The organism is Nocardia sp. NPDC051911 (assembly GCF_040681035.1).
In the GTDB taxonomy this organism is placed as follows: Bacteria; Actinomycetota; Actinomycetes; order Mycobacteriales; family Mycobacteriaceae; genus Nocardia; species Nocardia sichangensis.
Window position 1 is genome coordinate 18,402 of record NZ_JBFAXY010000017.1, and the last position, 21,483, is coordinate 39,884.

27 protein-coding genes and 2 pseudogenes are annotated in these 21,483 nt (G+C 65.8%); 19 read left to right on the plus strand and 10 right to left on the minus strand.

Annotation, left to right across the window (positions count from 1 at the left end; all coding sequences use genetic code 11):
* On the plus strand, positions 1–972 hold the full coding sequence (locus AB0L97_RS21430; protein WP_355075150.1) for an SCO2521 family protein: 972 nt from the start codon (positions 1–3) through the stop codon (positions 970–972).
* 12 nt (positions 973–984) lie between these two features.
* On the opposite strand, the gene AB0L97_RS21435 is transcribed toward AB0L97_RS21430, so the two are convergent.
* The 4 genes and pseudogenes from AB0L97_RS21435 to AB0L97_RS21450 all read right to left on the minus strand — a co-directional run bounded on the left by AB0L97_RS21435 (position 985) and on the right by AB0L97_RS21450 (position 3,456).
* Positions 985–1,806 (minus strand): hypothetical protein, encoded by an 822-nt coding sequence (locus tag AB0L97_RS21435; protein WP_355075152.1) that lies wholly within the window; start codon positions 1,804–1,806, stop codon positions 985–987.
* 1 nt (position 1,807) lies between these two features.
* Positions 1,808–2,284 carry a GNAT family N-acetyltransferase gene (locus AB0L97_RS21440; RefSeq protein WP_355075154.1) on the minus strand — a complete coding sequence of 159 codons (477 nt, stop codon included), beginning with the start codon at positions 2,282–2,284 and terminating at the stop codon, positions 1,808–1,810.
* A 233-nt stretch (positions 2,285–2,517) separates the two neighbouring features.
* A pseudogene (locus AB0L97_RS21445) lies at positions 2,518–2,625 on the minus strand (3-hydroxyacyl-CoA dehydrogenase); the annotation flags it as partial.
* 177 nt (positions 2,626–2,802) lie between these two features.
* Positions 2,803–3,456 carry a TetR/AcrR family transcriptional regulator gene (locus tag AB0L97_RS21450; protein WP_364432164.1) on the minus strand — a complete coding sequence of 218 codons (654 nt, stop codon included), beginning with the start codon at positions 3,454–3,456 and terminating at the stop codon, positions 2,803–2,805.
* 37 nt (positions 3,457–3,493) lie between these two features.
* Here AB0L97_RS21450 and AB0L97_RS21455 point away from each other — a divergent pair.
* Positions 3,494–3,688, plus strand: a pseudogene (locus tag AB0L97_RS21455) (hypothetical protein); the annotation flags it as partial.
* Positions 3,689–3,759: 71 nt separating this feature from the next.
* Here the strand turns inward: AB0L97_RS21455 and AB0L97_RS21460 are convergent.
* Entirely contained in the window at positions 3,760–4,269 is a 510-nt protein-coding gene (locus AB0L97_RS21460) for a threonyl-tRNA synthetase editing domain-containing protein (protein WP_364432167.1), read from the minus strand.
* A 555-nt stretch (positions 4,270–4,824) separates the two neighbouring features.
* On the opposite strand from AB0L97_RS21460, the gene AB0L97_RS21465 reads away from it, so the two are divergent.
* The 6 genes from AB0L97_RS21465 to AB0L97_RS21490 all read left to right on the plus strand — a co-directional run bounded on the left by AB0L97_RS21465 (position 4,825) and on the right by AB0L97_RS21490 (position 8,428).
* On the plus strand, positions 4,825–5,118 hold the full coding sequence (locus tag AB0L97_RS21465) for a WXG100 family type VII secretion target (protein WP_364432170.1): 294 nt from the start codon (positions 4,825–4,827) through the stop codon (positions 5,116–5,118).
* A 32-nt stretch (positions 5,119–5,150) separates the two neighbouring features.
* Positions 5,151–5,471: a WXG100 family type VII secretion target gene (locus AB0L97_RS21470; protein ID WP_364432173.1), complete on the plus strand. Its 321-nt coding sequence runs from the start codon at positions 5,151–5,153 to the stop codon at positions 5,469–5,471.
* Entirely contained in the window at positions 5,468–6,982 is a 1,515-nt protein-coding gene (locus AB0L97_RS21475; protein WP_364432176.1) for a hypothetical protein, read from the plus strand. The genes AB0L97_RS21470 and AB0L97_RS21475 overlap by 4 nt, the downstream gene beginning before the upstream one ends.
* Before the next feature lie 18 nt (positions 6,983–7,000).
* Positions 7,001–7,258 (plus strand): hypothetical protein, encoded by a 258-nt coding sequence (locus tag AB0L97_RS21480; protein WP_364432179.1) that lies wholly within the window; start codon positions 7,001–7,003, stop codon positions 7,256–7,258.
* 263 nt (positions 7,259–7,521) lie between these two features.
* Positions 7,522–7,908: an HIT domain-containing protein gene (locus AB0L97_RS21485; protein ID WP_364432182.1), complete on the plus strand. Its 387-nt coding sequence runs from the start codon at positions 7,522–7,524 to the stop codon at positions 7,906–7,908.
* A gap of 340 nt (positions 7,909–8,248) precedes the next feature.
* Positions 8,249–8,428, plus strand: coding sequence for a hypothetical protein (locus tag AB0L97_RS21490; RefSeq protein WP_364432185.1), 180 nt, complete (start codon positions 8,249–8,251; stop codon positions 8,426–8,428).
* A 379-nt stretch (positions 8,429–8,807) separates the two neighbouring features.
* On the opposite strand, the gene AB0L97_RS21495 is transcribed toward AB0L97_RS21490, so the two are convergent.
* Complete coding sequence (locus AB0L97_RS21495) at positions 8,808–9,113, minus strand: hypothetical protein (protein WP_364432188.1); 306 nt, start codon at positions 9,111–9,113, stop codon at positions 8,808–8,810.
* Between the two features lie 184 nt (positions 9,114–9,297).
* On the opposite strand from AB0L97_RS21495, the gene AB0L97_RS21500 reads away from it, so the two are divergent.
* Positions 9,298–9,573, plus strand: coding sequence for a hypothetical protein (locus AB0L97_RS21500; RefSeq protein WP_364432191.1), 276 nt, complete (start codon positions 9,298–9,300; stop codon positions 9,571–9,573).
* Between the two features lie 154 nt (positions 9,574–9,727).
* Here AB0L97_RS21500 and AB0L97_RS21505 read toward each other — a convergent pair whose 3' ends face one another.
* On the minus strand, positions 9,728–9,943 hold the full coding sequence (locus AB0L97_RS21505; RefSeq protein WP_364432195.1) for a hypothetical protein: 216 nt from the start codon (positions 9,941–9,943) through the stop codon (positions 9,728–9,730).
* A gap of 584 nt (positions 9,944–10,527) precedes the next feature.
* Here AB0L97_RS21505 and AB0L97_RS21510 point away from each other — a divergent pair.
* From AB0L97_RS21510 to AB0L97_RS21545, 8 genes are all read left to right on the plus strand, one after another.
* Positions 10,528–12,009: a phospholipase D-like domain-containing protein gene (locus AB0L97_RS21510; protein ID WP_364432198.1), complete on the plus strand. Its 1,482-nt coding sequence runs from the start codon at positions 10,528–10,530 to the stop codon at positions 12,007–12,009.
* A gap of 68 nt (positions 12,010–12,077) precedes the next feature.
* Positions 12,078–12,995 (plus strand): helix-turn-helix transcriptional regulator, encoded by a 918-nt coding sequence (locus AB0L97_RS21515; protein ID WP_364432399.1) that lies wholly within the window; start codon positions 12,078–12,080, stop codon positions 12,993–12,995.
* The gene (locus tag AB0L97_RS21520) at positions 12,985–13,191 is read left to right on the plus strand and encodes a DUF397 domain-containing protein (RefSeq protein ID WP_364432201.1); all 207 of its coding nucleotides are present in this window, start codon (positions 12,985–12,987) and stop codon (positions 13,189–13,191) included. The genes AB0L97_RS21515 and AB0L97_RS21520 overlap by 11 nt, the downstream gene beginning before the upstream one ends.
* A gap of 236 nt (positions 13,192–13,427) precedes the next feature.
* Entirely contained in the window at positions 13,428–13,793 is a 366-nt protein-coding gene (locus AB0L97_RS21525) for a hypothetical protein (RefSeq protein ID WP_364432204.1), read from the plus strand.
* A 32-nt stretch (positions 13,794–13,825) separates the two neighbouring features.
* Positions 13,826–13,966, plus strand: coding sequence for a hypothetical protein (locus AB0L97_RS21530; RefSeq protein WP_364432207.1), 141 nt, complete (start codon positions 13,826–13,828; stop codon positions 13,964–13,966).
* 195 nt (positions 13,967–14,161) lie between these two features.
* Positions 14,162–14,584, plus strand: a complete 423-nt coding sequence (locus tag AB0L97_RS21535; protein WP_157170822.1) for a hypothetical protein — start codon at positions 14,162–14,164, stop codon at positions 14,582–14,584.
* A 76-nt stretch (positions 14,585–14,660) separates the two neighbouring features.
* Positions 14,661–15,506: an LLM class F420-dependent oxidoreductase gene (locus AB0L97_RS21540; protein WP_364432211.1), complete on the plus strand. Its 846-nt coding sequence runs from the start codon at positions 14,661–14,663 to the stop codon at positions 15,504–15,506.
* A gap of 130 nt (positions 15,507–15,636) precedes the next feature.
* Entirely contained in the window at positions 15,637–16,383 is a 747-nt protein-coding gene (locus AB0L97_RS21545) for a DUF6882 domain-containing protein (RefSeq protein ID WP_355075187.1), read from the plus strand.
* Positions 16,384–16,392: 9 nt separating this feature from the next.
* Here the strand turns inward: AB0L97_RS21545 and AB0L97_RS21550 are convergent, their stop codons facing one another.
* Positions 16,393–17,586, minus strand: a complete 1,194-nt coding sequence (locus AB0L97_RS21550) for a hypothetical protein (RefSeq protein WP_364432215.1) — start codon at positions 17,584–17,586, stop codon at positions 16,393–16,395.
* Between the two features lie 425 nt (positions 17,587–18,011).
* Between AB0L97_RS21550 and AB0L97_RS21555 the strand changes: the two genes are divergently transcribed.
* Positions 18,012–18,596: a hypothetical protein gene (locus tag AB0L97_RS21555; RefSeq protein ID WP_364432218.1), complete on the plus strand. Its 585-nt coding sequence runs from the start codon at positions 18,012–18,014 to the stop codon at positions 18,594–18,596.
* 123 nt (positions 18,597–18,719) lie between these two features.
* Positions 18,720–20,675: a GMC family oxidoreductase N-terminal domain-containing protein gene (locus AB0L97_RS21560; RefSeq protein ID WP_364432221.1), complete on the plus strand. Its 1,956-nt coding sequence runs from the start codon at positions 18,720–18,722 to the stop codon at positions 20,673–20,675.
* A gap of 17 nt (positions 20,676–20,692) precedes the next feature.
* Here the strand turns inward: AB0L97_RS21560 and AB0L97_RS21565 are convergent, their stop codons facing one another.
* Together AB0L97_RS21565 and AB0L97_RS21570 are read right to left on the minus strand one after the other, a co-directional pair.
* A complete protein-coding gene (locus AB0L97_RS21565) occupies positions 20,693–21,067 on the minus strand; it encodes a DUF742 domain-containing protein (protein WP_355075194.1) in 375 nt (124 codons plus the stop codon).
* Positions 21,064–21,480, minus strand: coding sequence for a roadblock/LC7 domain-containing protein (locus tag AB0L97_RS21570; protein ID WP_355075196.1), 417 nt, complete (start codon positions 21,478–21,480; stop codon positions 21,064–21,066). Before AB0L97_RS21570 ends, AB0L97_RS21565 begins: the two co-directional genes overlap by 4 nt.
* Positions 21,481–21,483: the final 3 nt, after the last annotated feature.

Below are 21,483 nucleotides of genomic sequence, written 5' to 3' on the forward strand. Positions count from 1 at the left end.
ATGGCCTCGACCACGCCTTTGGTCGTGCTCGGTGAAGTACGCACCTGCCTGCTGCCGTCGGCGACCGCGCTGACCGGACCCGAGGCCTGCGATCTGCTGGCGCTCATGCCGGGCTGCACGGTGCGCTGGCGGGAGCGGCCGGGCACGCTGGCGGTGTCGCCGACCACCGCGGTCGGCGTCGATTGCGATCTGGCCGTGGGCGAGCAGACCGCCCACATCGTCGGGACCGTGGCGACCAGCGCGGTCCTGTCCGGCGGCCGCGTGCTGCAGTCCAGCGCACGCACCCAGGTGGTCCGCGCGGCCAACCGGCGCAGGCAGACGTGGTCGCACTACCTCAGCCGCAAGGGCGTGACCGAGGTCATCAGCCGCCTGCCCGAAAGAAGCGGCAGCGCTGAGGCTTTGGCCGAGGGTTATCTCACCGGTCCGGTCGGCTCCGAGACGTTGGACCTGGCTTCGATCAGCGAGCGGCTGCTGGCTCGCCTGCGCGCCGACACCAGGCTGGACCAGAAGCCGCCGGTGCGGACCGGCGCCACCCGGTTGCGCTGGGTTGCCTGGATCGGGGGCGGTGCGGGCCCCACCGCCAAGCTGCACCTGGACGACGCCACCGTGCGCACCGTCCGGATGCGGGTGCGCAACGAGGCCGATCTGCATGAGGCGCAGCGGTTCTGCGAGGACCTGGCCGCGCACGACTGGCTGCTGACCGTCGTCACCGACGCGCTGGCCGAGGCCGACCGCTTCCCCTCGCACAGTCGCGAACGCACCGACATCCTCGCCCCCGTGCTGGAGGATCTCACCGGACTGTGGATGCCGGGAGCGCACACTCCGGCATCGATGCGGACGTTGTGGCAGAAGTTGCAGACGGATCCCGGGTTGTCTCGCCAGTGGAACGCCCTCGTCGCGCGGTTGCAGAACCGTATCGCCATAGCGACGCTGGACGCGCTGCGGCACAAGGCTTTCGACGCCGAATGGTAGCGCCGCGTCGCGCTACATCCGGAACCACTTGCGCACCAGCAGCGCGAAGAACACCGACATCGACACCGTGCCCATCCACGCTTCCACGGCGAACAACGGCCGGGCGATCGGGCGCAGATCCTCGGTGTCACCGGGGCCCAGGGGATTGATGAAGCTGGTCACGCAGGTATAGACGGTGGCGGCGGGCGAGGGATTGCCGTTCAGGGCCAAAGCGGCGACGGTGAACAGCACCAGCTGCACCGCGACCCAGCCGAGCAGCCAGAACGGCCGGTACCCGTAGCCGCACAGCACATACGACAGTTGTCCGGTCCACCGCCGCCAGCCCGGCGGCAGCGCGAGCGTGCGCGCCCGCGCCAAGCGCAGACCACAGCGGTCCTGCGCTTCGTCGTCCTCGTTCATCCGGTACAGCGCGGCGCCTCTGCGATAGGCGAGGGCGGCGTGACCGGGCAGACGCGCCGCGGAGAGCTGAGCGCCCAACTGCTCGTACACCTCGGCCAGCATGGTGTTCTGTCGACTGCTCAGCCGCAATGGGCCGCGGAATTCGAGTTCCGCGGCCAGCAGCGCCGCCGGGATCGCGCTCGGCACCCGCCAGCCGGCCTCGTCGGGTATCGGTTGCCGTGCGGCGGCGTACAGATGCCGGAACACCAGGGAATCGGAGCGCCGCCGCGTGCTGGGCGGGTCGTAGTCGGCCAGAATAGCCTCGGCGTGCGCTGCGAACCGCTCCAGTTCGGTCTGCTCGGAGCGCTCACCCCGATCGAGTTCGGCGGTGTATTCGTCGGCGCGCCTTGTGATCCGGGTCGAGACGGATGCGACGAAGGGCGAGATCTCCCCCATATCACGAGTCTAGCGGTCGGCCTTTCAGCCGGTATTCGAAAACGTCGCGGGGCTCGCCGGGGCCGAAATACCGGTCGTCGTGCTCGACGAACTCGAAGCCCGCTCGTTTGAACAGGTTGCTTGCGTGCTGATTGTCCGGCCGCACGGTCAGATACACCACTTCGGCTCCCACTTTCCGGCACGTCTGCAGTGTGCGGCTCAGCAGGCCGCGCCCGTACCCTCCGCCCTGGTGCCTCTTGGCCACCGCGAAGGTGAACAGCAACGCCCGGCCCTTCTTCTCCAGGGTCAGCGCGTAACCGATCACCGTGCCGTCCACCTCCACGACCAGCCATTCGGATCCGTGCAGGTCGAACAGTTGGCGCAGCATCAGATACAGGTACGGCTCGGCGAACACCTCGGCCTCGATGGCCGCGATGTCGTCCAGATCGGCGAAGCAGGCCCGCCGGTATTCCGGCTGAGGCGCTTTGGCGATGTTCATCCGCTCCCTACTGCCAGGGCATAGGCCGTCCGATTCCAGCTTAAACGTCACTCACCGAGCGGGGTCAGTGTAGAACCAGCGAAATCGTTCCCCGGCGCGGCGGGCGGTCGGTGTCGCGTCCGCGCCGGACGACCCGGACGCTGCCGCGAGGCTGTAACGGAGGCAGTCGGGCTCGCTCGCCGCGCAGCGGGCTACTTCGGCGGGAAGCGCAAGGCGGCGTCGAGGCGGATGACTTAGACGTTGAGGTAGTCGTTTTCGATGATGGCGGCGGCCAGCTCGGCGTACTCCTAGGAAGGGCCCATGCGCTCGGGGAACGGCACCTGCGGGCCCCAGTAGGCCTCCTCCGTGGGTGTCGACCGAGATGCGCAGGGGCCCGAGCGATTCCGCTCCGGCTACGGCGGCGAGCACAGAGTCGCGTCGGTGGCGTCGGTGTGCATGTAGCGGATTCCGAGTTCGGTCTCGAAGATCGGGCATGCACCCGAGTGTAAGTTAAACTCTCTATTGGGAGAATGGAGTTCTCAGTCGCGAGCGAAACCGTGGGCGCAGAAGTTCCATACTTCGGACGCGGTGATCGGATGCTGCGTCTCGTCGTCGGCCGCTCCCGCGGATTGCGCGGTGAACATGACGGTCTGCATGACCATGGCCGCCGTCCGGCGCGAATCGACCTCCGGGCGCAGTTGGCCCGCGTTCTTGGCCAGGTCCATCAGTTCGGTGAACAGCGCCAGCATCGGCGCGTGCGCGACCTTCACGTGATCAGGATGCGAGATCAGCAGCTGGGATGCGAAATCGGTGAACAGTGGGCGTTGCGCCGACGGATCCGGCCGGCACAGCTCGAACAGCAGCTCGACGGCCACCTGGAGTTTGTCCAGCGGGTCGGTCTGGCCGTCGGCGGCGGCGCGCAGCTGGTCGGACGTGCGGCTCAGGGCGTCCTCGAAGAGGGCGAGCAGCAGTTCGTGTTTGCCGTCGAACTGCAGGTAGAAGCTGCGCAGGGACTGCCGTGAGCGGTCCACCACCTCCTGCACCGTGAAGTCCGTGCTGCCCTTCTCGGTGATGATCGCCTGGGCGGCGTCCAGGAACCGCTGCACGCGCTCCTCGGCGCGCAACTTGGCGGTGCGAAGGGAGCGCTCGACGGCGCGCTGCTTCCAGGCCGGTTTCTCGCTCGGGCTGGTCACGGGCGCCTCGGTCCTCGGTCATATGCAGAGAACATGAATGCACTGTATCGGAGAACGGTGTGTCATCGGGTTCTCGAGTCGCCGTGTCCGCCCAGTTGTGAGACTATCCTTTCCTGATACGAGAATAATATTCTCGCAACCGAGTGACGTACTCGACGCCGCCTGGGTGCGTGCCGCCGAGGACGACGAGGTCGCGGTCATCGTGCTGCGCGGTGCGGGTGAGCACTTCTCCCACGATCACCACCGGGATAAGCCATTGCGGGCGGCGGAAATGCGCTTCGCGCGCCCGCTACTTCCCGGCGGTCACGGGCTCGTCAACGCGCGGGGCTCGGAGCTCGAGCGTTCAGCTCTCACGCCTTCGAGCCGGGCGCGATCGTTGCGGTCGGCATGAATCGGCGGGAGGCGGGTCATCCGTTGCTCCCACTCGCCGTCGCGTACTTCCATGCGCCAGGTCTTGTTCCAGCCGAATGGCATCATGTGCACGGCGAAGTCGTGATCGCGCAGGTGTTCGGCGATCCGGGCGAGCACGGTTCTCGCCGTCGTGGTGTCGCATTCGTGACCCGGCCGGGTGAGATGCGAGAAGCCATTGATGACGATCCAAGTAGTGTCGGTCTTGCGCGCGATACGGCGGATCGCTTTGGCTGCGGCACGGGCGAACGTCGCGTCTCCGCACTCGACACCGATGAGAAGAAGCAGGCACTCGCCGAATTCGTGCGTTACTCCTGGTATGTCGGGCTCGAGCGGCATCGCGGCGGAACTGGGAGTGGTTACGGCATAGTTGAGTGTTCGACAACGTTGACTCAATATGTTCACGCCGAGTCCTCACCTGGAAACCATCTGATCACCAGCCAACCGTCATCGCCCTTGATGGCCGGCCGCAGTGTGAACTATAAAGGCCGACCATCGCCGCGGCGCCTTCCCTCGGTTGGAGGGCTTGGGCCACCACTCGGACTGAGGAGCCTGCCGTGGTGCCGACTACATCGAACACTCAGATCTACACCTTGCGTGCCGACAAGGTCGGTTACGCCGAGATCTGCGCCCCGTGCCGACATCGCACAGGTCGCCGCTGATCGACCTGAAGCCGTAGATGAGCCCATGGAGTGTTACGAAACTGGGATGTTCTCGGGCACTCGCTCGTCAGCACTTGCTTCGACCTGCAGATCCCGGAGCCGCCCTCGCGCGGTCCGCCTGTCGGGCGACGCTCGCCCATCACACTCGGTTTTGGGTCGGAAGATCCGGTGTGAGAGTTTGAGTTTTAGATGGAACCGAATGACTGTCCGGTGCGTCCAACCATTCGAAACCATCCTGTGGGGGGATGAGAGGGCACAGCAGTTGACGTACGACCCGTCCGCCACAACCACGTTCACCGTGGTTCCTGAAACCGTCTCCGATGCAGGGCGCTATGTGCAACAGACCGCGCAGGCCCTCATCAGCGGGTTGCATTCGGCCAGTGCCGAAGTCGACGGGCTCATGTCGAGCTGGCGCGGCGCGGCGGCCAGCGCATACGCGGGCGCCTGGGACGAGACCCATAGTGCCGCACTCGAGGTGTTCGAAGCGCTGGCCGACATGGCCGACTTGCTGGGCGTGGTGGTCGACCGCAGCGCGGCCGCCGATACGGAGGCCGCGAACCAGTACAGCTCGTTGAGCTTGCCCCCGATCTGACCGCGATCCAACCGAAACCGCTGGGAGAACCCGTGACCGAGTATCGCGTCGATCTCGCGCACCTGGAATCCGTAACCGCCCGAATAGAGGGCCTGAACGGATTTGTGGCCGATTCCCTGGTCGAGATAGACGAACGCATAGCCGCTCTGAAAGGAACATGGAACGGTGAAGCCGCCGAAGCTCACGCCCTGGCTCACGCCGAGTGGACCGCTGCCGCTGCGAAGATCCGTGACGGGCTCGCGAGGATGAAGTCCGCCGCCGCGTCCGCTCGCAAGGAATACGAGGACGTCGTAGCGGCCAATCTCGCCATCCTCGGGCGTGGCGGTAGCGGTGGCGGCGGGGCCCCGCGGTGACCGTGCTCGACGTGTCGGTGCCGGTCTACTACGACACCGCGCAGAAGTTAGCCGATGCCGCGTCGCGATTCTGGATGTCCATCGATGACGAGTGGCCGAACATGGCCATGGCTACGAATATGGCGGGCTCGTATTCGGATGCGAAGAAGTGGGGCGAGTCCTACGACAATCGGGCCGCTGCCATTCTGAGCATGGTATCGAAAATCGCTACCGCCGCGCACGACTACGCCACGATATTGCAGACCCTCGGCTACAACCACGAGCTGGCCGAACACAAAGCAACCATCGGTGAGGCAGCGCCTCCACCCGCCCAGCCCCCGCCGTTCCTGCCTCCGGTGGTGGTGTGCCGAATCCCGTTGCCCTCGGCCGGCGGTCCCGGAAATGGCTTGGTCGATGAGGGCATCGGGCTCGCCGAGATGATCGGCATCATCGTGCCGGACGGCAACGCCACGACCATCTCCAATGCGGGCGATACGTGGGCGCGGACTGCGGCAGCCGAAGCGGTGGCATCTTTCCCGGCCGCGCTCGAGGCGGCGGCCATGGCCTTCGATTCGCTCACCGCACCCGAAGTCGCGTTCATCGATGAAGACCTGCGCACGGTCAAGGCTTCCGCCGAATCGGTGATCGCCGCGATGAACGATCTTGCCCAATCCTGCCGCGACCACCGTGTCGCGCTGGACGAGCTACGCGCCAACCTCGAGACCCAACTCGAGGCGATTCGGGATGCGCTGCTGACCGAGCTGGCCATCAACGCGGCCATCTCGATTGCCTCGAGCTGGATCACCTTCGGCGTCTCCGCGGCTGTCGGTGTTGCCGGTGCCGCTGCGATCTGTGCGCGGTATGCCCGGCCGATCCGGCTCATGATCGAGCAATGGCAGACCGAACGCAGGATCGCGGCCGGGGTGAAGATGGACGAGGATATCGCCCGGCACGTGCGGGACCTGGAAGCTCTCCCGGGTGGGCGCCTGCCGGTCAAACCCGATCCAGTGGGGCCGCCGAAGAAGGACCCGATCGAGCTGCCCAAGATCGAGCACCCCGAAGGCATTCCTAAGGTGGATCTACCGCGGGCGGATATCGATACGATCGGGCGCTACACCGGAAACAGTGCACCACTCAACACCGCCATCCGATCCGGCGAGCCCTTGACACCCGCACAGATAGCCGAACGCGACGCGATGGACGCAGCATTGGACAAGTGCCCCGTCTACCAGGGGGCGGTGACCCGGCGCGTGGACATTTCCGCAGAAGACCTGGCACGGTACGAGCCCGGATCAACGATCATCGAAAAGCCGTTCACCTCGGGGTCCGCGACACCGGAGGCTGCGAAGGACCTGCCGGTGGAAATGCAAATATGGTCGGCAGACGGCCGCTACATCGGCCACCATTCCGGCGTCCCCGAAGAACTCGAAGTCGTATTCAAAACCAATACACCGTTCAAAATCGAAGACAGGTTTCCCGATCCGGAGACAGGGCGCATCATCATCCAAATGCGCGAACTGCCCCGGCCCTAGAAAGGACAAAGAAGGACGATGCCAGAAGAGGTCAACGGGAAGATTTTTTACGCACCCGGCGAATACCCGTATGAGGACAATATTTCAGACGAGGAACTGGCGAAGATCAAAGCGGGATTCGCGGCATTCAACGCACGCCGCGACGCCGTACCGGAAAACGAGCGAATCCACTTGCGCGACCGGTTCGGAGACGAAGACAAATTAGGCACCCCGCAGGAAGCCGAGTACCTGGCCGAAGTGGAGGAGCGCAAGAAGCGGGGCGAGTACTGGGGGTAACCACGCGGGTCGGGTCGGGGCGGATGCTCATCGGGCGAACTGTGAGCACCCGACGGCACGGTCTCTCCGGAGCGAATCAGTTGCTCGGATCAGATTCTGAGCCGGAGTGGGCGGGCGCTTGATTGCCGTACAAGGACTGGCTCTGAACCAGGGTGATGCTCTTGCGATCTCTTCAGCGTGGGGCTCGCTGCCGCAGCAGCGGTACTGTGATCCGCATGCGGGGGTGCATGATCTGCGACAAACACCGTGGGAGCGGACCGCTGGTGAGCCCGGTGATCCATGCCGATGAGCTCGTGCTGGTGACCCACCGGCCTGCCCACGGCGAATGGGCGCGGCCGGGGTACCTGTTCGTCGAGCCTCGCCGCCACGTCGCGGCCCTCGACCTGCTCGACGACGCCGAGACAGTAGCGCTTGCCCGCTCTGTCCGCTCGTCGATCGGCGCCCTGCGCCGGGTCCTCGAACCCGCCCACGTCTTCACCTTCGTCGCCGGCCTGAGCGTGGCCCACGTCCACCAGCACGTCTTCACCCGCCCATCCGACACCGCACGAGATGTGCCGTGGCACAACGCCGATACCCCGGACGCACCTCGGATCCCCGCATCCGAACTCGACGCGCTGTGCGCCGAACTGGCGGCGGCGCTGCCAGGCTGAGGTAGATCAACTCGACCTTCGGTTCGCCAGACTGAACGGCTCACCGTTCTGCGGTCGGCGCTGATTGCGGCTCAGTTGCCGGGATGGGCGTCGCGGTCGTGGCTGGTGGGGTGGCCGTCCTTGTCGTACCACTGGCCGTTCGCGTTGCGGGTCCAGCCATGGAAAGCGATACCCGTTTCGCGTGGTCGACAAATTTCCTGGACCAGATGGTCATACCATCATTCAAATGCGAGAATTGCCCAAGTAGGAAGGAACCCAGTAATGCCCGAAAAAATCGGAGGACAAAACCTTCTGCGCACCGGGTGAATACCCTGGCGACGATGATATCTCTCCCGAGGAGTTGGAGAAGATCAAAGCGGGATTCGCGGCCTGGAATGCCCGCCGCGACGCCGTACCACCAGAGAAGTGCAAGCATCTGCGCGACCGGTTCGGCGACGAGGACAAACTGGGCACTGACGAGGAAGCTGCATACCTGGCCGAAGTGGAAGAGCGGAAAAAGCGCGGCGAGTACTGGGGGTGATCCTGCGAACCCGGTTTGGGCGCGTAAACGCGTCGGGTCGCTGGCCTGCTTATAGGACGGCGGCCATTCGCCGCCCCCACATCTGCATCATGTGCGGTCACGTCGTCTACACGCCGCGCGTCTTCGCGGACTGCGAGCACCCGACGACAGGGTCGACGTGAACCGATCAGTTGGTCAGATCAGAGTCGGCGGCTACTTGATGTCGTACGGGAGTGCGACTCAAACCACGTGACAACAATTTTGGTGATTTTACTGTCGGCTTGTGGAACTGGCCCTCGCATAGGTGCCCGACTGCCGTCTGCCTCTGATCGAATGACGCAACCCTTATGTCGGCTTCGGCACAGAAGGCAGTCTTGAACCGGCCGACCGGCTCGGAGGCCTACACGAAGACTCCTTCGTGCCACCAGCGATCGGGGTCGCTGAACCAGGGGCCGACCCGGCCAGCGCCGAGGACGCGTAATTCGCTCAGGTCGATGTTGTATCTCCGGTAGAGTGCGACGATTTCACACAATCCGCCTTCATCGACGGCTTCGAGATCGATGGTGAGGTACAAGGTGCGCACTCGTCCGTAGTACGACTCGACGCAAGCGATCTTGTCTAGCCACCCGAAGAACGCCGCCTCGTCCTCCGGCGAATAGTAGGTGACGCCGGTGGCCTCGATGACCACGGTGCCGATGTCGCTCACCGTGACTTCCCGCCTGGATACACGTTCGTATAACCACCTTTCTTCACCGTGAACCCTATCGGTGCGACCCGGACATCATCGAGTTCGGCAACCGAAAGTTTCACCGTGCTTGCTGATCCGGGATACGTGCAGCACGCCGGGCGTTGCATTGATGCAGTGGTGGGGGCCGTCCCACGGCGACCACATGCGCCGCACCTACGGCGACGACGACCTGAATTCGAAGGGGCGGAGTGACCAGCGCGAGACCGACGATGTGAGGTCGATCTTCGACCTGCTGTACATCGTCTACACGCAGCGGCGCCGCGCCCACCGGTATAGCGGGGGCGTACCGATTGGACTTTCGGAGGACATCGCCTTCACGATGCTGGAAGCGATACTCGCCGAACCCGGCTACGACCCCACCTCGGTATACACCCGCGGGTCTACCTGCAAAATGTGTTCCCACGCAGCGACGCGTTGAAGAACGAGGCGACGCTTCGCGCAGCATAGGTGCGTCGCCGCGCCGACGGTACATCCGGAGTCGTGTGCGCTCCGGCGGCCCTTCGGAGACTACGCGTCTTGCTCGAACCGATCCCACCCCGCCAGGCGTTGCGTGATCGGGACAGACAGGACTCTCATCCTGCGATGTTTCGAATCGCCGCCAGCGCGTCGTTGATCTCGTCTTCGTAAAAGCCGGTTCGGTAGCGCGCTTCCTGGCTGCCCAGAAACTGAAAGGTGAGATCCAACAGAGGTGGCCACACGTCGGCGATGGACGTCGGCAGGTGCCGCACGAAGTCGCCGGTCGAGTCGGCCGCCTCCTCGTCGCCCCCCTCGCCTTCGGAGGCGACCACCCTCACTCGCGTATCCGGGTCCAGTTGGCGGGGCACGGAACGGACGAGTCGCTGCAGGCAGTCCTGGACCCCGGCATCCCAGCCCAAGGGAATCAGGAGGTCTTCCCGAACATTCGATATTTGAAGAGTGAGTTGTCGAACCGCTTCGAACCGTTCGACACTCAGAGGAACCTCTCGTCCAGGCCGAACTGAAGTCATTCCCTGCTCCACTCTGCGTCACTCCAGATCGTCAAAGTACACCTTTCCTTTCCTTGGGAGTGTGTCGCTTCTTGCAGAATGCGGTCACCGCTGATGTGTTCGAGTTGGATGCCGAGCAGGCTGAGGTGCCAGGTCAGGTAGTCGTCGGTGACCGGGGCTGTGTCGAGTACGGACTCTCGATTGCCGCGGAGAGGCGTCGGTGAGGTCGTCCTCTGCTGGGCGGGTGAGCAGGTTGCATCGTCACACCGGGTCCGTGAAGTCGCGGACCAGCAGGGCGGAACGGGATCGCGGTGACGATGCTCACCGAGAAGGCGAGCGACCGCGCAGTACTGTGAATCGGTCACCTGCGGTGCGGGTGTCCGGCTGGACGAGAGAACTGACTACCCATGAGCGACGAGCGACAAATCCTCATACCCGGCGAAACCTGCTGGCAGATCGCACGGGCCGACCGGCTGGCATGCATTGTCGACGCGGCGGACTATTTCCGCTTTGCCAAGTCCGCCATGTTGCAGGCCCGTAAACGCATTGTGCTGATCGGCTGGGACTTCGATACCCGGATCAAGTTCGAGCCGCAGGAGAAGACTCTCGAAGGGCCGAATCGGCTGGGTGAATTCCTGTCCTGGCTGCCGAAACAGCGACCGGATCTCGACATCTACCTGCTGAAGTGGAATGTCGGCGCGTTCGCGGCGATCGGCCGTGGGATGACACCGATCTTCGTCGTCAATTGGATGACCGATCGGCGGTTGCACCTGGAAATCGATGGCGCGCACCCGATCGGTTCAGCGCACCATCAGAAGATCGTGGTGATCGACGACGCGCTCGCCTTCTGCGGTGGTATCGACATGACCGTCGATCGCTGGGACACCAGCGACCATCGGGACGACAACCACTACCGAACCGAGCCGAACGGCAACCGGTACGGACCATGGCACGACGCGACCACCGCCGTCGACGGCGACGCGGCGAAGGTGATCGGCGAATTGGCCCGGGCCCGGTGGAAGGCGGCGACGGGAGAGCAGTTGGCCGCGGTCGACGAGATCGCCGGTGACACGCTGTGGCCGGACGGGTTGGAGCCGACGATGCGGTCTGTGGATGTCGGTATCGTGCGGACCTTCCCAGAGCTCGCCGACCGCGCCGAAGTCAGGGAGGTCGAGGCGCTGTATCTGGCGGCGATCGCGGGCGCCACGCGGTCGTTGTACATCGAGAGCCAGTACCTGGCCTCGCGCACTCTCGCCGAGGCGATCGCCGCGCGGCTACGTGAGCCGAATGGTCCGGAGATCGTGCTGGTACTGCCGCGTCACGCCGATGGCTGGCTCGAGCAACAGGCGATGGATGGGGCTCGCCGCCGCTTACTCCATCTGTTATGGAAGGCCGATACCGAAAACCGGTTCGGTGTCTACTATCCCGTCACCGAGGCGGGCGCGCCGATCTACGTCCACGCCAAGGTGCTGGTGGTTGACGATCGGCTGCTGCGGGTGGGATCGTCGAACCTCAACAACCGCTCGATGGGCTTCGACACCGAATGCGACCTGGCCGTCGAGGTCACCCCCGCCACCGAGGAAGGTGACCTGCTGCGGGACACCATCCTCGGTATCCGGCGCCAGCTGATCTGCGAACATCTCGATGCCGAACCCGCGAAGTTCGACGCCACACTCGCCGAGACGTCGTCGCTGCTGCGCACGGTCGAGACCCTGCGCGGCAACGGCCGGACCCTGGTGCCGTTCGAGCCGGGGACCGTCGAGGACGAAGACAGCCCACTGGCGGACAACGAATTGTTGGATCCCGAACGCACGCCACCGCGCCTGCGGAACAACCCGTTGCTGATCCGGGGTATCCGCAGGCTGAAGACAGCGGTGGGTGTGCGCTGACCGCGAATCGCAACGACCAACCGCCGAACGTCGTTCCAGATGCGGTGACGGTGGTCGGCAGCACGCCTATGACGTTGCGCAGCAATTGTCGGCAGCTCAAAGCCGACATTCGCGGGACGGGAGGCGTTCCACACCGCAGCCTCGGCCGCTGCCTGCGCGGCATGAGGCAGGAGGCGGGGTTGTCCATCGAAGTGGCGGCGCGGGCCATCGGGCGCGGAGCGGGGACGCTGCACCGTTTGGAAACCGGTGCGCCGAACGTGGTCGTCCGGGAGGAAGATCTGCGGCGGCTGTGCAGGCTGTATCAGCGGGTGGACATGCTGCCGGTGTTGAAATCGCTCGCTGCACAGGGGAGGACGCCGTCGTGGTTGGACGAGTTTCCCGATCAAGTGAATCCGACATTCAACGCCTACATCCAGATGGAGGCGGCGGCCTCCCATCTCACGAGCTACCGTACTGATCTGCTGCCCGGCATCTTTCAGATCCCCGAGTACGCGCGTGCGCTCGACCGGGTGTACTTCCCGATGGATACCGCCGAGGAGATCGAGCGGAGGGTGAGGGTTCGTCGCAACCGGCAAGGGTTGATCACCCGCGATATCGCCCCGCTGAACGCGATGCTGTTGCTGGACCAAGCAATGACCAGGCGAGTGGTCGGTAGCCCTCGCGTCATGTCGGTGCAGTTGCGGCACCTGGCGGACCTGCCGCCGAATGTTCGCGTGCAGGTGCTTCCATTCGGGGCAGGATATCCGCTGGGGACTTCCACCGGACCGTTCACAATTCTGGACTTTGCAGCAGACAACGACGGGCGGGTGCTGGAGCCATCGGTGGTCTACGTCCAGAGCTACACCGGTGATATCTATCTGGAGCGACCAGGCACTGTTCGCCGCTATCGGGCTGCAATCGAGGTCATGCAGCGGGTAGCGTTGGACGTGCCGAGTAGCAAACGCCTGTTGCGGCAGGCAGCGAAGGAGTTCGACTGTGTCCGTTGATCTATCCGGAGCGCGCTGGTTCAAGAGCACTCGTAGTTCCGCCGGTAGTGACTGTGTCGAGATCGCGCATCTGGACGGCGGGCGCGTGGCGGTTCGTGACTCGAAGAATCCTCACGGTGGGGCGTTGGTGTTCACGCCCTCGGAGTGGGATGCGTTTCTGTCGGTCGCGCGGGGCGGCGAGTTCGACCGACCTTGAACTCCGCCTGCTCGATCGCCGGTGTTCATCGAGGACCGCAGTAGGTACGCTGCTGCGGCCAGCAGTACTTCCGAGACCGAGGGCTTCGACGGATATCGTGCGCTACATCGGCTGCGTCGGCGGGTCGGGGGACCTGCCGACCTCCCCGCGCAGTGCACCGCCGATATCAACGATCGACGGTGTCTTCAGAATCGGCACCGCATACATTTCATGACGCGGCGAGACCGATGAGACCGATGAGTACACCGATTCCGCCGCGAACGTTGACCGACCTCGAAACCAGTGTCGCCATGAAGCTGCTGTCGTCGGGCGACCCCTGCGCCTCCGAGTACCAGGCGCAGGTGCCGTATTCGCAGGTCGTCGCCACCTGGGGTATCGGTTCACCCAGCATCGATCTGGCGGTGCGGGCCGGTGCGGTGCGAGCATCCGGTTCGCCGGACGGGATCTTCGCCAGCGGAGGGGTCACCGACCGCAACGGATCACCGATCGGCGAGGTCATACTGTGGGTCGAGAACGGCTGGCTCAGCGGAATCGAGTACGCCTGGTATACGGACGAACGCCCGCACGCGCTGCCCGAGCCCGGTCGAATCGAGCTTCTGTAGCGCGAGATGATGATTGGGCCATATTGAGCCGCATGCCGCACACCGAGATCGAGATCACCGCGGAGTTGGTGCGGGATCTACTGCGTGACCAGCACCCCGACCTAGCCGACCGCCCTGTGCGGCTCGGCGCGCGTGGCTGGGACAACCAGCTGTGGCGGCTGCGATATCAGTGATGCGCTCGAGCTTCGGCTCGTAATCCCTTCGGGTCGATGCTGTATCTGCGGTACATGTCGTGCGGCGTAACGACTAGAGGTTGATCACGGATAAGACGTGCAGCCGGGCCGGTGTTCTCGAACTCCCGGTACCGAGGCCCGGCGGCCGTGTATCCGGGCATGTCGATCAGTGTGCAGACTCAGAGGGGAAAGATCATGCGCTCAGTTACCAAATTGGCCACGACCGCCGCTGCCGCCGTAGTGGCCTGCGCCCCGGCGTTCGTCTTCGCCGGTACCGCCTCGGCCGAGGCCGTCAACCTCCCGGTGCTCTACACCACGGCGACGGAAGCGGGCCTGTGCTACGGCACGATTCGCGGGAACGTTGACCAGGACTCCTCCCAGGGACTTCACCTCACCAGCGCCTTCGAGGGCATCGGCACCTGCGCCACCACCGCCTACGTCTCCTGGCACAACATCGACACCGGCGCGCGGGGGAACACCACGATCAAGCTGGTCGGCTCCTGGTACAACTCCGCCACCATCCCCTCCGGCCCCGGCCACGTCGAGTTGTCCGTCACCACAAAGGAAATCTTCCACTCGCCCGATTCGGTCCAGGTGCAGTACGTCATCCCGGGGTGATCGGCAGTGAAGCCGGGCATCACGGCCGCGGCAAGTCGCATTGGCGGCCTCGGGTTCGGCAGGTAACTTCGAGCAAATGGATGCCGGCGTAGCCTACTTCCCGACCCACGACGGCCTCGGGCCCGCGGAACTCGCTCGAACCGTTGAGGAGCGCGGCCATCGGTGGCTGATGTGGGCCGAGCACACGCACATCCCGGCGGCGCGGAAGACGCCATGGCGCGGCGAGCAGGGCGCGCCGCCGCTGCCGCGAAAATACGCGCACACCTACGACCCCTTCGTGGCGAGCGCCTACGCATTGGGCGCCACGAAAGCGCTGCGGGTCGGGACCGGTATCGCGCTCGTGGCCCAGCGCGACCCGATCATCACCGCCAAGGAGGTCGCGTCGCTCGATCATCTGTCCGGCGGGCGATTCGACTTCGGCATCGGCGCAGGCTGGAACCGTGAAGAGATGGCGAATCACGGCACCGATCCACGGACCCGGATGAAGCGCATGGGCGAGTACGTCCGAGCGATGAAGGTGATCTGGACGCAGCACGAGGCCTCGTTCGACGGCGAATTCATCTCTTTCGACCGGATCTGGAGCGACCCCAAGCCGATCCAGCGGCCGCACCCGCCGATCCTCGTCGGAGGCGGCGGGCCGACGGTGCTGGATCGCGTGCTCGAATACGGCGACGCGTGGATGCCCAATCACGGCCCCGGGATCATCGAGCGGATCACCGAGCTGCGCGAGCGGGCCGATCGCCCGATCGACGTCGTCGTGATGGGCGCCCCCGTCGACGACCTCGAGGCTCTCGAATCCTATGCGGAAGCGGGAGTCGACCGCGTGCTCTTCTGGTTGCCGTCGGCACGCCGGAGCGTCGTCGATCGCGAGCTCGATCGGGTCGAGGCGACGATGGCCGAGTTGCACGACCGCCCGGTGTGAAGTCGGAGGTGGAGTCGCCCCGGTTTCCTCCCGCACCCTTTGCCGGGACGGCCGCCCGCTCGGGGCTGAGCACGGCCCGACAGCCGGTCCGGAAGCGGAGCGATGGCTCCGCGTTGACTACGCTGACGCGGTGTCCCAATCCGTGCCACTGACGAGACTTCTCGATGACGCGGGCTTGCTGTCGCTCGAGCACCGCCTGCACCTCGAGGAGGTGCTCGGCGCACACGTGTTGGAGGCCGACCTGGACGGACGTCGGCTCGAATTCCTCGGTGACGAAGGCTCCTTCGTGTGCACCGACGTCCACCTGCTCGGAACGGCGGATGCCGACACGTGGCTGTGGGGATGGGTCAACCCGTGGGGCTACCCGCCGTCGCTGCTGCGCGCGGCGGAGACGGTGCGCGAGTTCGGGTCCCGCTACCGTGTCGCCGAATTGTGTTCGGCCGAACTGCCCGTGGTCCTCGGTGGCGCGGCGCCGGAGCCTTATCAGGTGGCCGGCTTGATGGCGGATGCCGCGAAGATCGTCTGCGGGCGCTGGAACTCCTACTGTGGTGTCATCGATGGCGCCTGCGTGGCGTTCCTCATCGACCACCCGGCCTTCGAATTGCCCGCGCCCACCCCCTCCGGCCTCGCTCGCGTGCTGGCGCACGGCTTCGGAGCACTGCCACTGACGGATCACCGGCGTGCCGTGTACAGCTACCTCACCCGGCGGGGACTGAACACCGAATTCCTCGACGACTACCGGTTGCTGGAATTCGGCGACGACGGTCTCGCCGGCGAGGTCGAGTTCGACGCTTCGGGTCGGATCGCGAACCTCGATATCCGGATCGTCATGGACGGGATCGACGCACCCTTCGAATCGCAGCCCCAGCCGGCGTGAGCCGCCCGGTCAGCTCGGCGGGAACTGTTGCTCGAACCAGCCGATAATCTCGGGGACGGCTATCCGTGCCGTTCCGGCGTGGTCCACGTCGCCAAGGTCCCGCAGCGTGGCGTCGCCGCCGCCGAGAGCTTGCAAGCAGTGCTCGGCATTCGGAAACGGCACGGCGCGGTCGCCGCGGGCAGCGTAGAGGTGGACCGGCACCCGCGGCGTCCAGTCGCAGGTGCCGTCGCTCTCGGTGATAGCCGCCGCGGTGGCGCCGGTCGGCTCGGCGGCGGACCGGACGAACCCGGGGGTCAGCAATTGTCCGGGGGTGGGCGCCAGCGAGGTCACGATGGTGATCTCGGTGTGGAAGCCGTCGAAGAGTTCTTCGACTTTGTCGGCGTAGGGCTGCTGGAAGGCCTCGGTCGGGTCGTCGTAGAGGTGGTGGATCCGGTTCATGGAAGTGATCCAGTAGGAGAGGAAGAGCACCGCCGCGCCCGGTAGGACCCGCCCGTCCAGTGCGGCGGGCGCCTGGACGTGCCGTAGGTCGTAGGGTCCGCTTATCGGGGCCAAGGCAGCCACCCCGAAACCCGGGATCGCGCCGGAGGCCAGCGCTTTCCCGAGCGCCATCGCGGCGTGGCCGCCTTGGGAGAAGCCGGTCACCAGCACGTCCGGATCGAGCTCTCGGCGCTGCTGGGCCACGAGGGAAGCGGTCGCGCGCAACAGGTCGGCCGAAGCGCTGACCTCCGAAGGCGCATGGGTGTAGGGATGCGTTCCCGGACCGTTCCCGAGGCCCAAGTAGTCCGGTGCGGTCGCCGCGTAGCCCGCGGCGGCGAAGGCCACCGTACGCAGCCGATCGGGGAGGTTGCGGGTGTCGACCGACGGCGCGTCGCTCTTCAGCGTCATGGTTCCGTGCTCGTAGCTGACCACCCGCAGCCGCCGGGAGTCCGTGCGCGGCAGCGCCACCAGCCCGCTGGCGGTGGTCGGGTCGCCGTGCGGGGTGATCGTCCGGTACTCGATGCGGAAGGCGTCGACGCCGTTGCGCACCGGAGTGGAGATTCCACCGTTGGTCAACAGCGCGGCGGTCTGCTCGGGCGGCAGACTCAGCAGGGGCGTCGTGGAAACGATCTCACCGCGGGCGGGCGGCGGTTCGTGTTCGGTCCCGCAGCCGGCGGCTGCCAACAGGACGACCACCGCGACCAGGCAGCGCCTCAGACGGTACATCCGTCGGTCCTCTCGACGATCATCGGCTTCGTTCCATCATCGCGCGTACGCGTACAGGTCGTCGGGCGGTGCGGCCGAGCCGCCGGGATCTGGGGGTGGTTTCGGGTCTCGTGGAAGGCTCGAAGTTCGCGGCGGGCGGAGGGAAGCCGCTCCGATCGTCCGCATCCCCCGCGTCCGGTGCCTGGTCGTAGCTGATCCGGCCACACGCAGTTCACCCGACCGTTAAGTAAATGGCTGTTTCAAGCAATATAGGCTATCTACCAGTCCAGAGAAGCGATATGTTATGAATCATTATCGTCGACTGTGGTAGTTCGGTGTGGTTGCTACCCGGGCGGCGTGGGGTTGTCGGCGCTACCCGGCCGACGCCGTCCGGGCGGCGTCGACACCCCATCGCGGCTGATCGAGGGACTACCCGAGGAGTGGGCATGAGCACGCCGACGGCGAGCGCGACTACCGAGATCTACTTTCGCGCGGCGGCCGCGACCCTGGTCGAGGCAGCGACGGTGCTTGCGGACTTCGGATGCTCGCCGGTCGACGTCTCCGGGATACTCGAGCGCTCGCGCCGAGTCGAGCACGCGCTCGGCGTGGTCATCGGCAACTTGACCGCCGCGCTGGAGTCCGAGCCCGTGGCCGCCGACGGCGCGCAATTGTCCGAACTCGGGCGGGCGCTCGGCCGCGTCGTCGAACGGATCCGGGCGGCAGCAGCGCTCGCGGACGCCTGCCTCGTCACGTCGGTGCCGGACGAGGTGCTCGAAGTCGTGATGACGATAGGTCGCTGCGCGCATCTCACCGCTGCGGCAATGGGCGCCTGCGACCAACCGCTGCTCGGGTCATATCGCGCCGAGTTGCTGCGTCTCGCGGTGCACGCCGAGCGGACGTTCACCCGGTGGTCGCTGTCGCGGCCACGGACCGGCGCGAACCCGACGGCGGAACTCGGCAAGGCGCTCGTCTCGGTCGTGCACGCGTTCCTGGCGGTCGGTTACGCGGCCGCGATCGTGATCAGGGCGTGAACGCTATGTGGCCATGCATTCTTTCCGAGCGATTCGAAATCACCAGGGCAAACGGGTCTTTAGTTAGTGGTTGTTCATGTCGTGTGATAGAACTCACTGGCGAAACGAAGGGGACTGTTCGACATGGAACCAACAGCCAAGCAACGCGCGGCGATGAACGTCATCTGCGACACGTTCAACCCCGGCGACGGGTTGACGCTGCCGTCGGCGAGCGCGCTCGGAGCCGTTGACACCGTCTTCCAACTGCTGGGGCGCAATCCGCGCGATGCGGAGAAGAAGCAACTGGCCACGCTGCTGAACCTGTGGGATTCCCGGCTGACCGGCCTGCTCACCGGCAGCGGTCTCCGGCGCTTCTCCCGCCTGTCGCAGGAGGAGCGGGAACGGGCATTGCTGCGGCTGGCCGATTCGCGTTTCGAATCCGTGCGGGTGATCTTCGGGGCGCTCAAACAAGCGTCGCTGCTGTCCTACAACATCACTCCCGGCCCGACGGGCGTCAATCCGCTGTGGAAGGAGATCGGGTATCCGGCCCCTTCCGGTCCGCTGACCACGGCGCCCGCGCCCGTGTTGACACCGCTGCGCTGCACCGAGACGACCGAATTCGACTGTGATGTAGTGATCGTCGGTTCCGGCGCCGGAGGCGGTGTGGCCGCTGCGGTATTGGCCGAAGCGGGCCTGGACGTCGTGGTGCTGGAACGCGGAAACTACTACGACGACCGCGATTTCGGCGCGGGCGAGCTGGACGGGTTGCAACACCTGTACGCACCGGGGCCGCCGGGCACCGCCGACGGTCAGATCACCCTCGTCGCGGGCACGTGCCTGGGGGGTGGGACGGTCGTGAACTGGAGTACGTCGTTGCCGACGCCGGAGGATGTCCGGGCGGAGTGGGCCGCCCTGGGCGCCGCCCAGTTCGCCGAGGACGAATTCGGCGACGCGCTCGACGTGGTGCGGCGGCGGCTCGGTGTCACCGATCGGCGGTCGGTGCTGTCGGCTCGCGACGGCGTTCTCGAGCGCGGCGCCCGCGCGCTCGGCTGGGAGGTGGACACGTTGCCGCGCAACGTGACCGATGCCTGCGACGCCGGTGTGGAGTGCGGCCGGTGCGGTTACGGCTGCCGCCTGGGCGCCAAGCAGTCGGTGACCAAGACCTGGCTCGCCGATGCGGCGGATCGGGGCGCGCGACTGGTCGTGGACGCCGACGTGCGGCGGATCAGTGTGCGAAATGGTCGCGCGGAAGGCGTTTCGGCGGTCACGTCCGACGGCCTGGCGATCGAGGTGCGCGCTCGTGCGGTGGTGGTGGCGGCCGGTGCGATCCAGACTCCGGCGTTGCTGCGGCGTTCCGGGCTGCGCAACCAGAACATCGGCCGCCACCTGCGCCTGCACCCGGCGGCCGCGGTGTTCGGGGTGTTCGAGGAAGAGATCCGGCCGTGGGAGGGCGGCTTGCAGACCCGGATCTGCCGCGAGCACAGCGATTTGGACGGCAACGGCTACGGCGTGATCTACGAAACCGGCCCGATCCATCCCGGTCTCGCCACCGGGTTCATGAGCTGGCGCGGCGCCGAGAACCATCGGACCACCATGCTCGATTTCGCGCGTTCGAACGCGATCGGCATCATCACGCGCGACCGCGATTCGGGCACCGTGTCCGTCGACCGCGGCGGTGAGCCGATCGTGAACTACCGGTTGTCGGACTACGATGCCGCCCATTTGCACACCGGGTTCGAGGGGGCGGCGAGCATTCTGGAAGCAGCGGGTGCGCAGCGCATCTTCTCCGGGCACCAAGCGGGTGTCTCCTACGAACCGGGCCGCCGCGGCTCGCATGCCGATTTCGCCGCCGCGTGCCGGGCCGCCGGGTACGGACCGGGGCAATGCTCCCTGGGCGCCCTGCACATCATGGGTTCGGCGCGGATGGGCAGCTCAGCGGAAACCTCGGCCACCAACCCGGACGGCGCCACGTGGGAGGTGGCGAACATCGTCGTCGCCGACGCCTCCAGCTTCCCCACCGCGTCGGGCGTCAACCCCATGGTCTCGATCGAGGCGATCGCCTACATGAACGCGAAAAGGCTTGTCGCGCGGTTGAGCTGAATACCGGCCGGGTCGGGTCAGAGCGCGCGGATGCCGTCGAGCACCGCGCGCAGGAGGCCGAGATCCGATTCCGACCCGGCCGTGGGCTGCGCCGACCGGTAGATCAGCCTGCCGTCGTCGAGCAGATCGCCGATGAGGACCTTCGTCATCGTCAGCGGCAGGTTCAATCGCGCGGACACCTCCGCTACCGACTGCGGGGTGCGGCAAAGCTGCACGATGGCGGCGTATTCCGGTTCGGTGCGCCGCAGTGCGGTGCCCGGCGCGCCATCGACCACCAGGGTGACCAAGTTCAGTTCCGGGCGCACGGCACGACCCCGGCCGCGGGTGATGGCGAAGAGCCGGACCATCGGACCGGCGTCTTCCTCGTACCAGGGATCGTGCTGATAACTCATGGCTGTGTCGAAGCGGGTGGGTGCGGGCGCGTGTCGACCGACAGATGTGTTCCGACTCGCTGCACCGTCTGATTCATTTCGTAGGCCACCATACCCATATCGGCGGTCTCGGACGCCAGCAGTGCCAGGCAGGCGTTGGTTCCGGCCGTGGTGACGAACAGCACGGCGTGGTCGAGTTCCACCACGGTCTGGCAGACGCCGCCGGCGTCGAAATGGTGGCCGACGCTGCGGGATAGGCTGTGCAGCGCCGATGCCATCGCGCAGAACCGCTCGGCGTCGGCCTTGTCCAGTTGGGCCGAATGGCCGATCAGCAGCCCGTCGGAAGACAGCAGCACCGCGGATTTCGCTCCGACCAATCCGGTGACCAGCTCGTCGAGCAGCCAACCGAGGCCGGTTCCCTGGGAAGTAGTCATCGT

Coding starts and splice junctions, on each gene's coding strand:
- AB0L97_RS21510 (WP_364432198.1), top strand. CDS start 10,528: ATGAGCGACGAGCGACAAATCCTCATACCCGGCGAAACCTGCTGGCAG.
- AB0L97_RS21440 (WP_355075154.1), bottom strand. CDS start 2,284: ATGAACATCGCCAAAGCGCCTCAGCCGGAATACCGGCGGGCCTGCTTC.
- AB0L97_RS21565 (WP_355075194.1), bottom strand. CDS start 21,067: ATGAGTTATCAGCACGATCCCTGGTACGAGGAAGACGCCGGTCCGATG.
- AB0L97_RS21435 (WP_355075152.1), bottom strand. CDS start 1,806: ATGGGGGAGATCTCGCCCTTCGTCGCATCCGTCTCGACCCGGATCACA.
- AB0L97_RS21500 (WP_364432191.1), top strand. CDS start 9,298: ATGCGCCGCACCTACGGCGACGACGACCTGAATTCGAAGGGGCGGAGT.
- AB0L97_RS21560 (WP_364432221.1), top strand. CDS start 18,720: ATGGAACCAACAGCCAAGCAACGCGCGGCGATGAACGTCATCTGCGAC.
- AB0L97_RS21525 (WP_364432204.1), top strand. CDS start 13,428: ATGAGTACACCGATTCCGCCGCGAACGTTGACCGACCTCGAAACCAGT.
- AB0L97_RS21570 (WP_355075196.1), bottom strand. CDS start 21,480: ATGACTACTTCCCAGGGAACCGGCCTCGGTTGGCTGCTCGACGAGCTG.
- AB0L97_RS21540 (WP_364432211.1), top strand. CDS start 14,661: ATGGATGCCGGCGTAGCCTACTTCCCGACCCACGACGGCCTCGGGCCC.
- AB0L97_RS21480 (WP_364432179.1), top strand. CDS start 7,001: ATGCCAGAAGAGGTCAACGGGAAGATTTTTTACGCACCCGGCGAATAC.
- AB0L97_RS21550 (WP_364432215.1), bottom strand. CDS start 17,586: ATGTACCGTCTGAGGCGCTGCCTGGTCGCGGTGGTCGTCCTGTTGGCA.
- AB0L97_RS21530 (WP_364432207.1), top strand. CDS start 13,826: ATGCCGCACACCGAGATCGAGATCACCGCGGAGTTGGTGCGGGATCTA.
- AB0L97_RS21430 (WP_355075150.1), top strand. CDS start 1: ATGGCCTCGACCACGCCTTTGGTCGTGCTCGGTGAAGTACGCACCTGC.
- AB0L97_RS21535 (WP_157170822.1), top strand. CDS start 14,162: ATGCGCTCAGTTACCAAATTGGCCACGACCGCCGCTGCCGCCGTAGTG.
- AB0L97_RS21555 (WP_364432218.1), top strand. CDS start 18,012: ATGAGCACGCCGACGGCGAGCGCGACTACCGAGATCTACTTTCGCGCG.
- AB0L97_RS21515 (WP_364432399.1), top strand. CDS start 12,078: ATGACGTTGCGCAGCAATTGTCGGCAGCTCAAAGCCGACATTCGCGGG.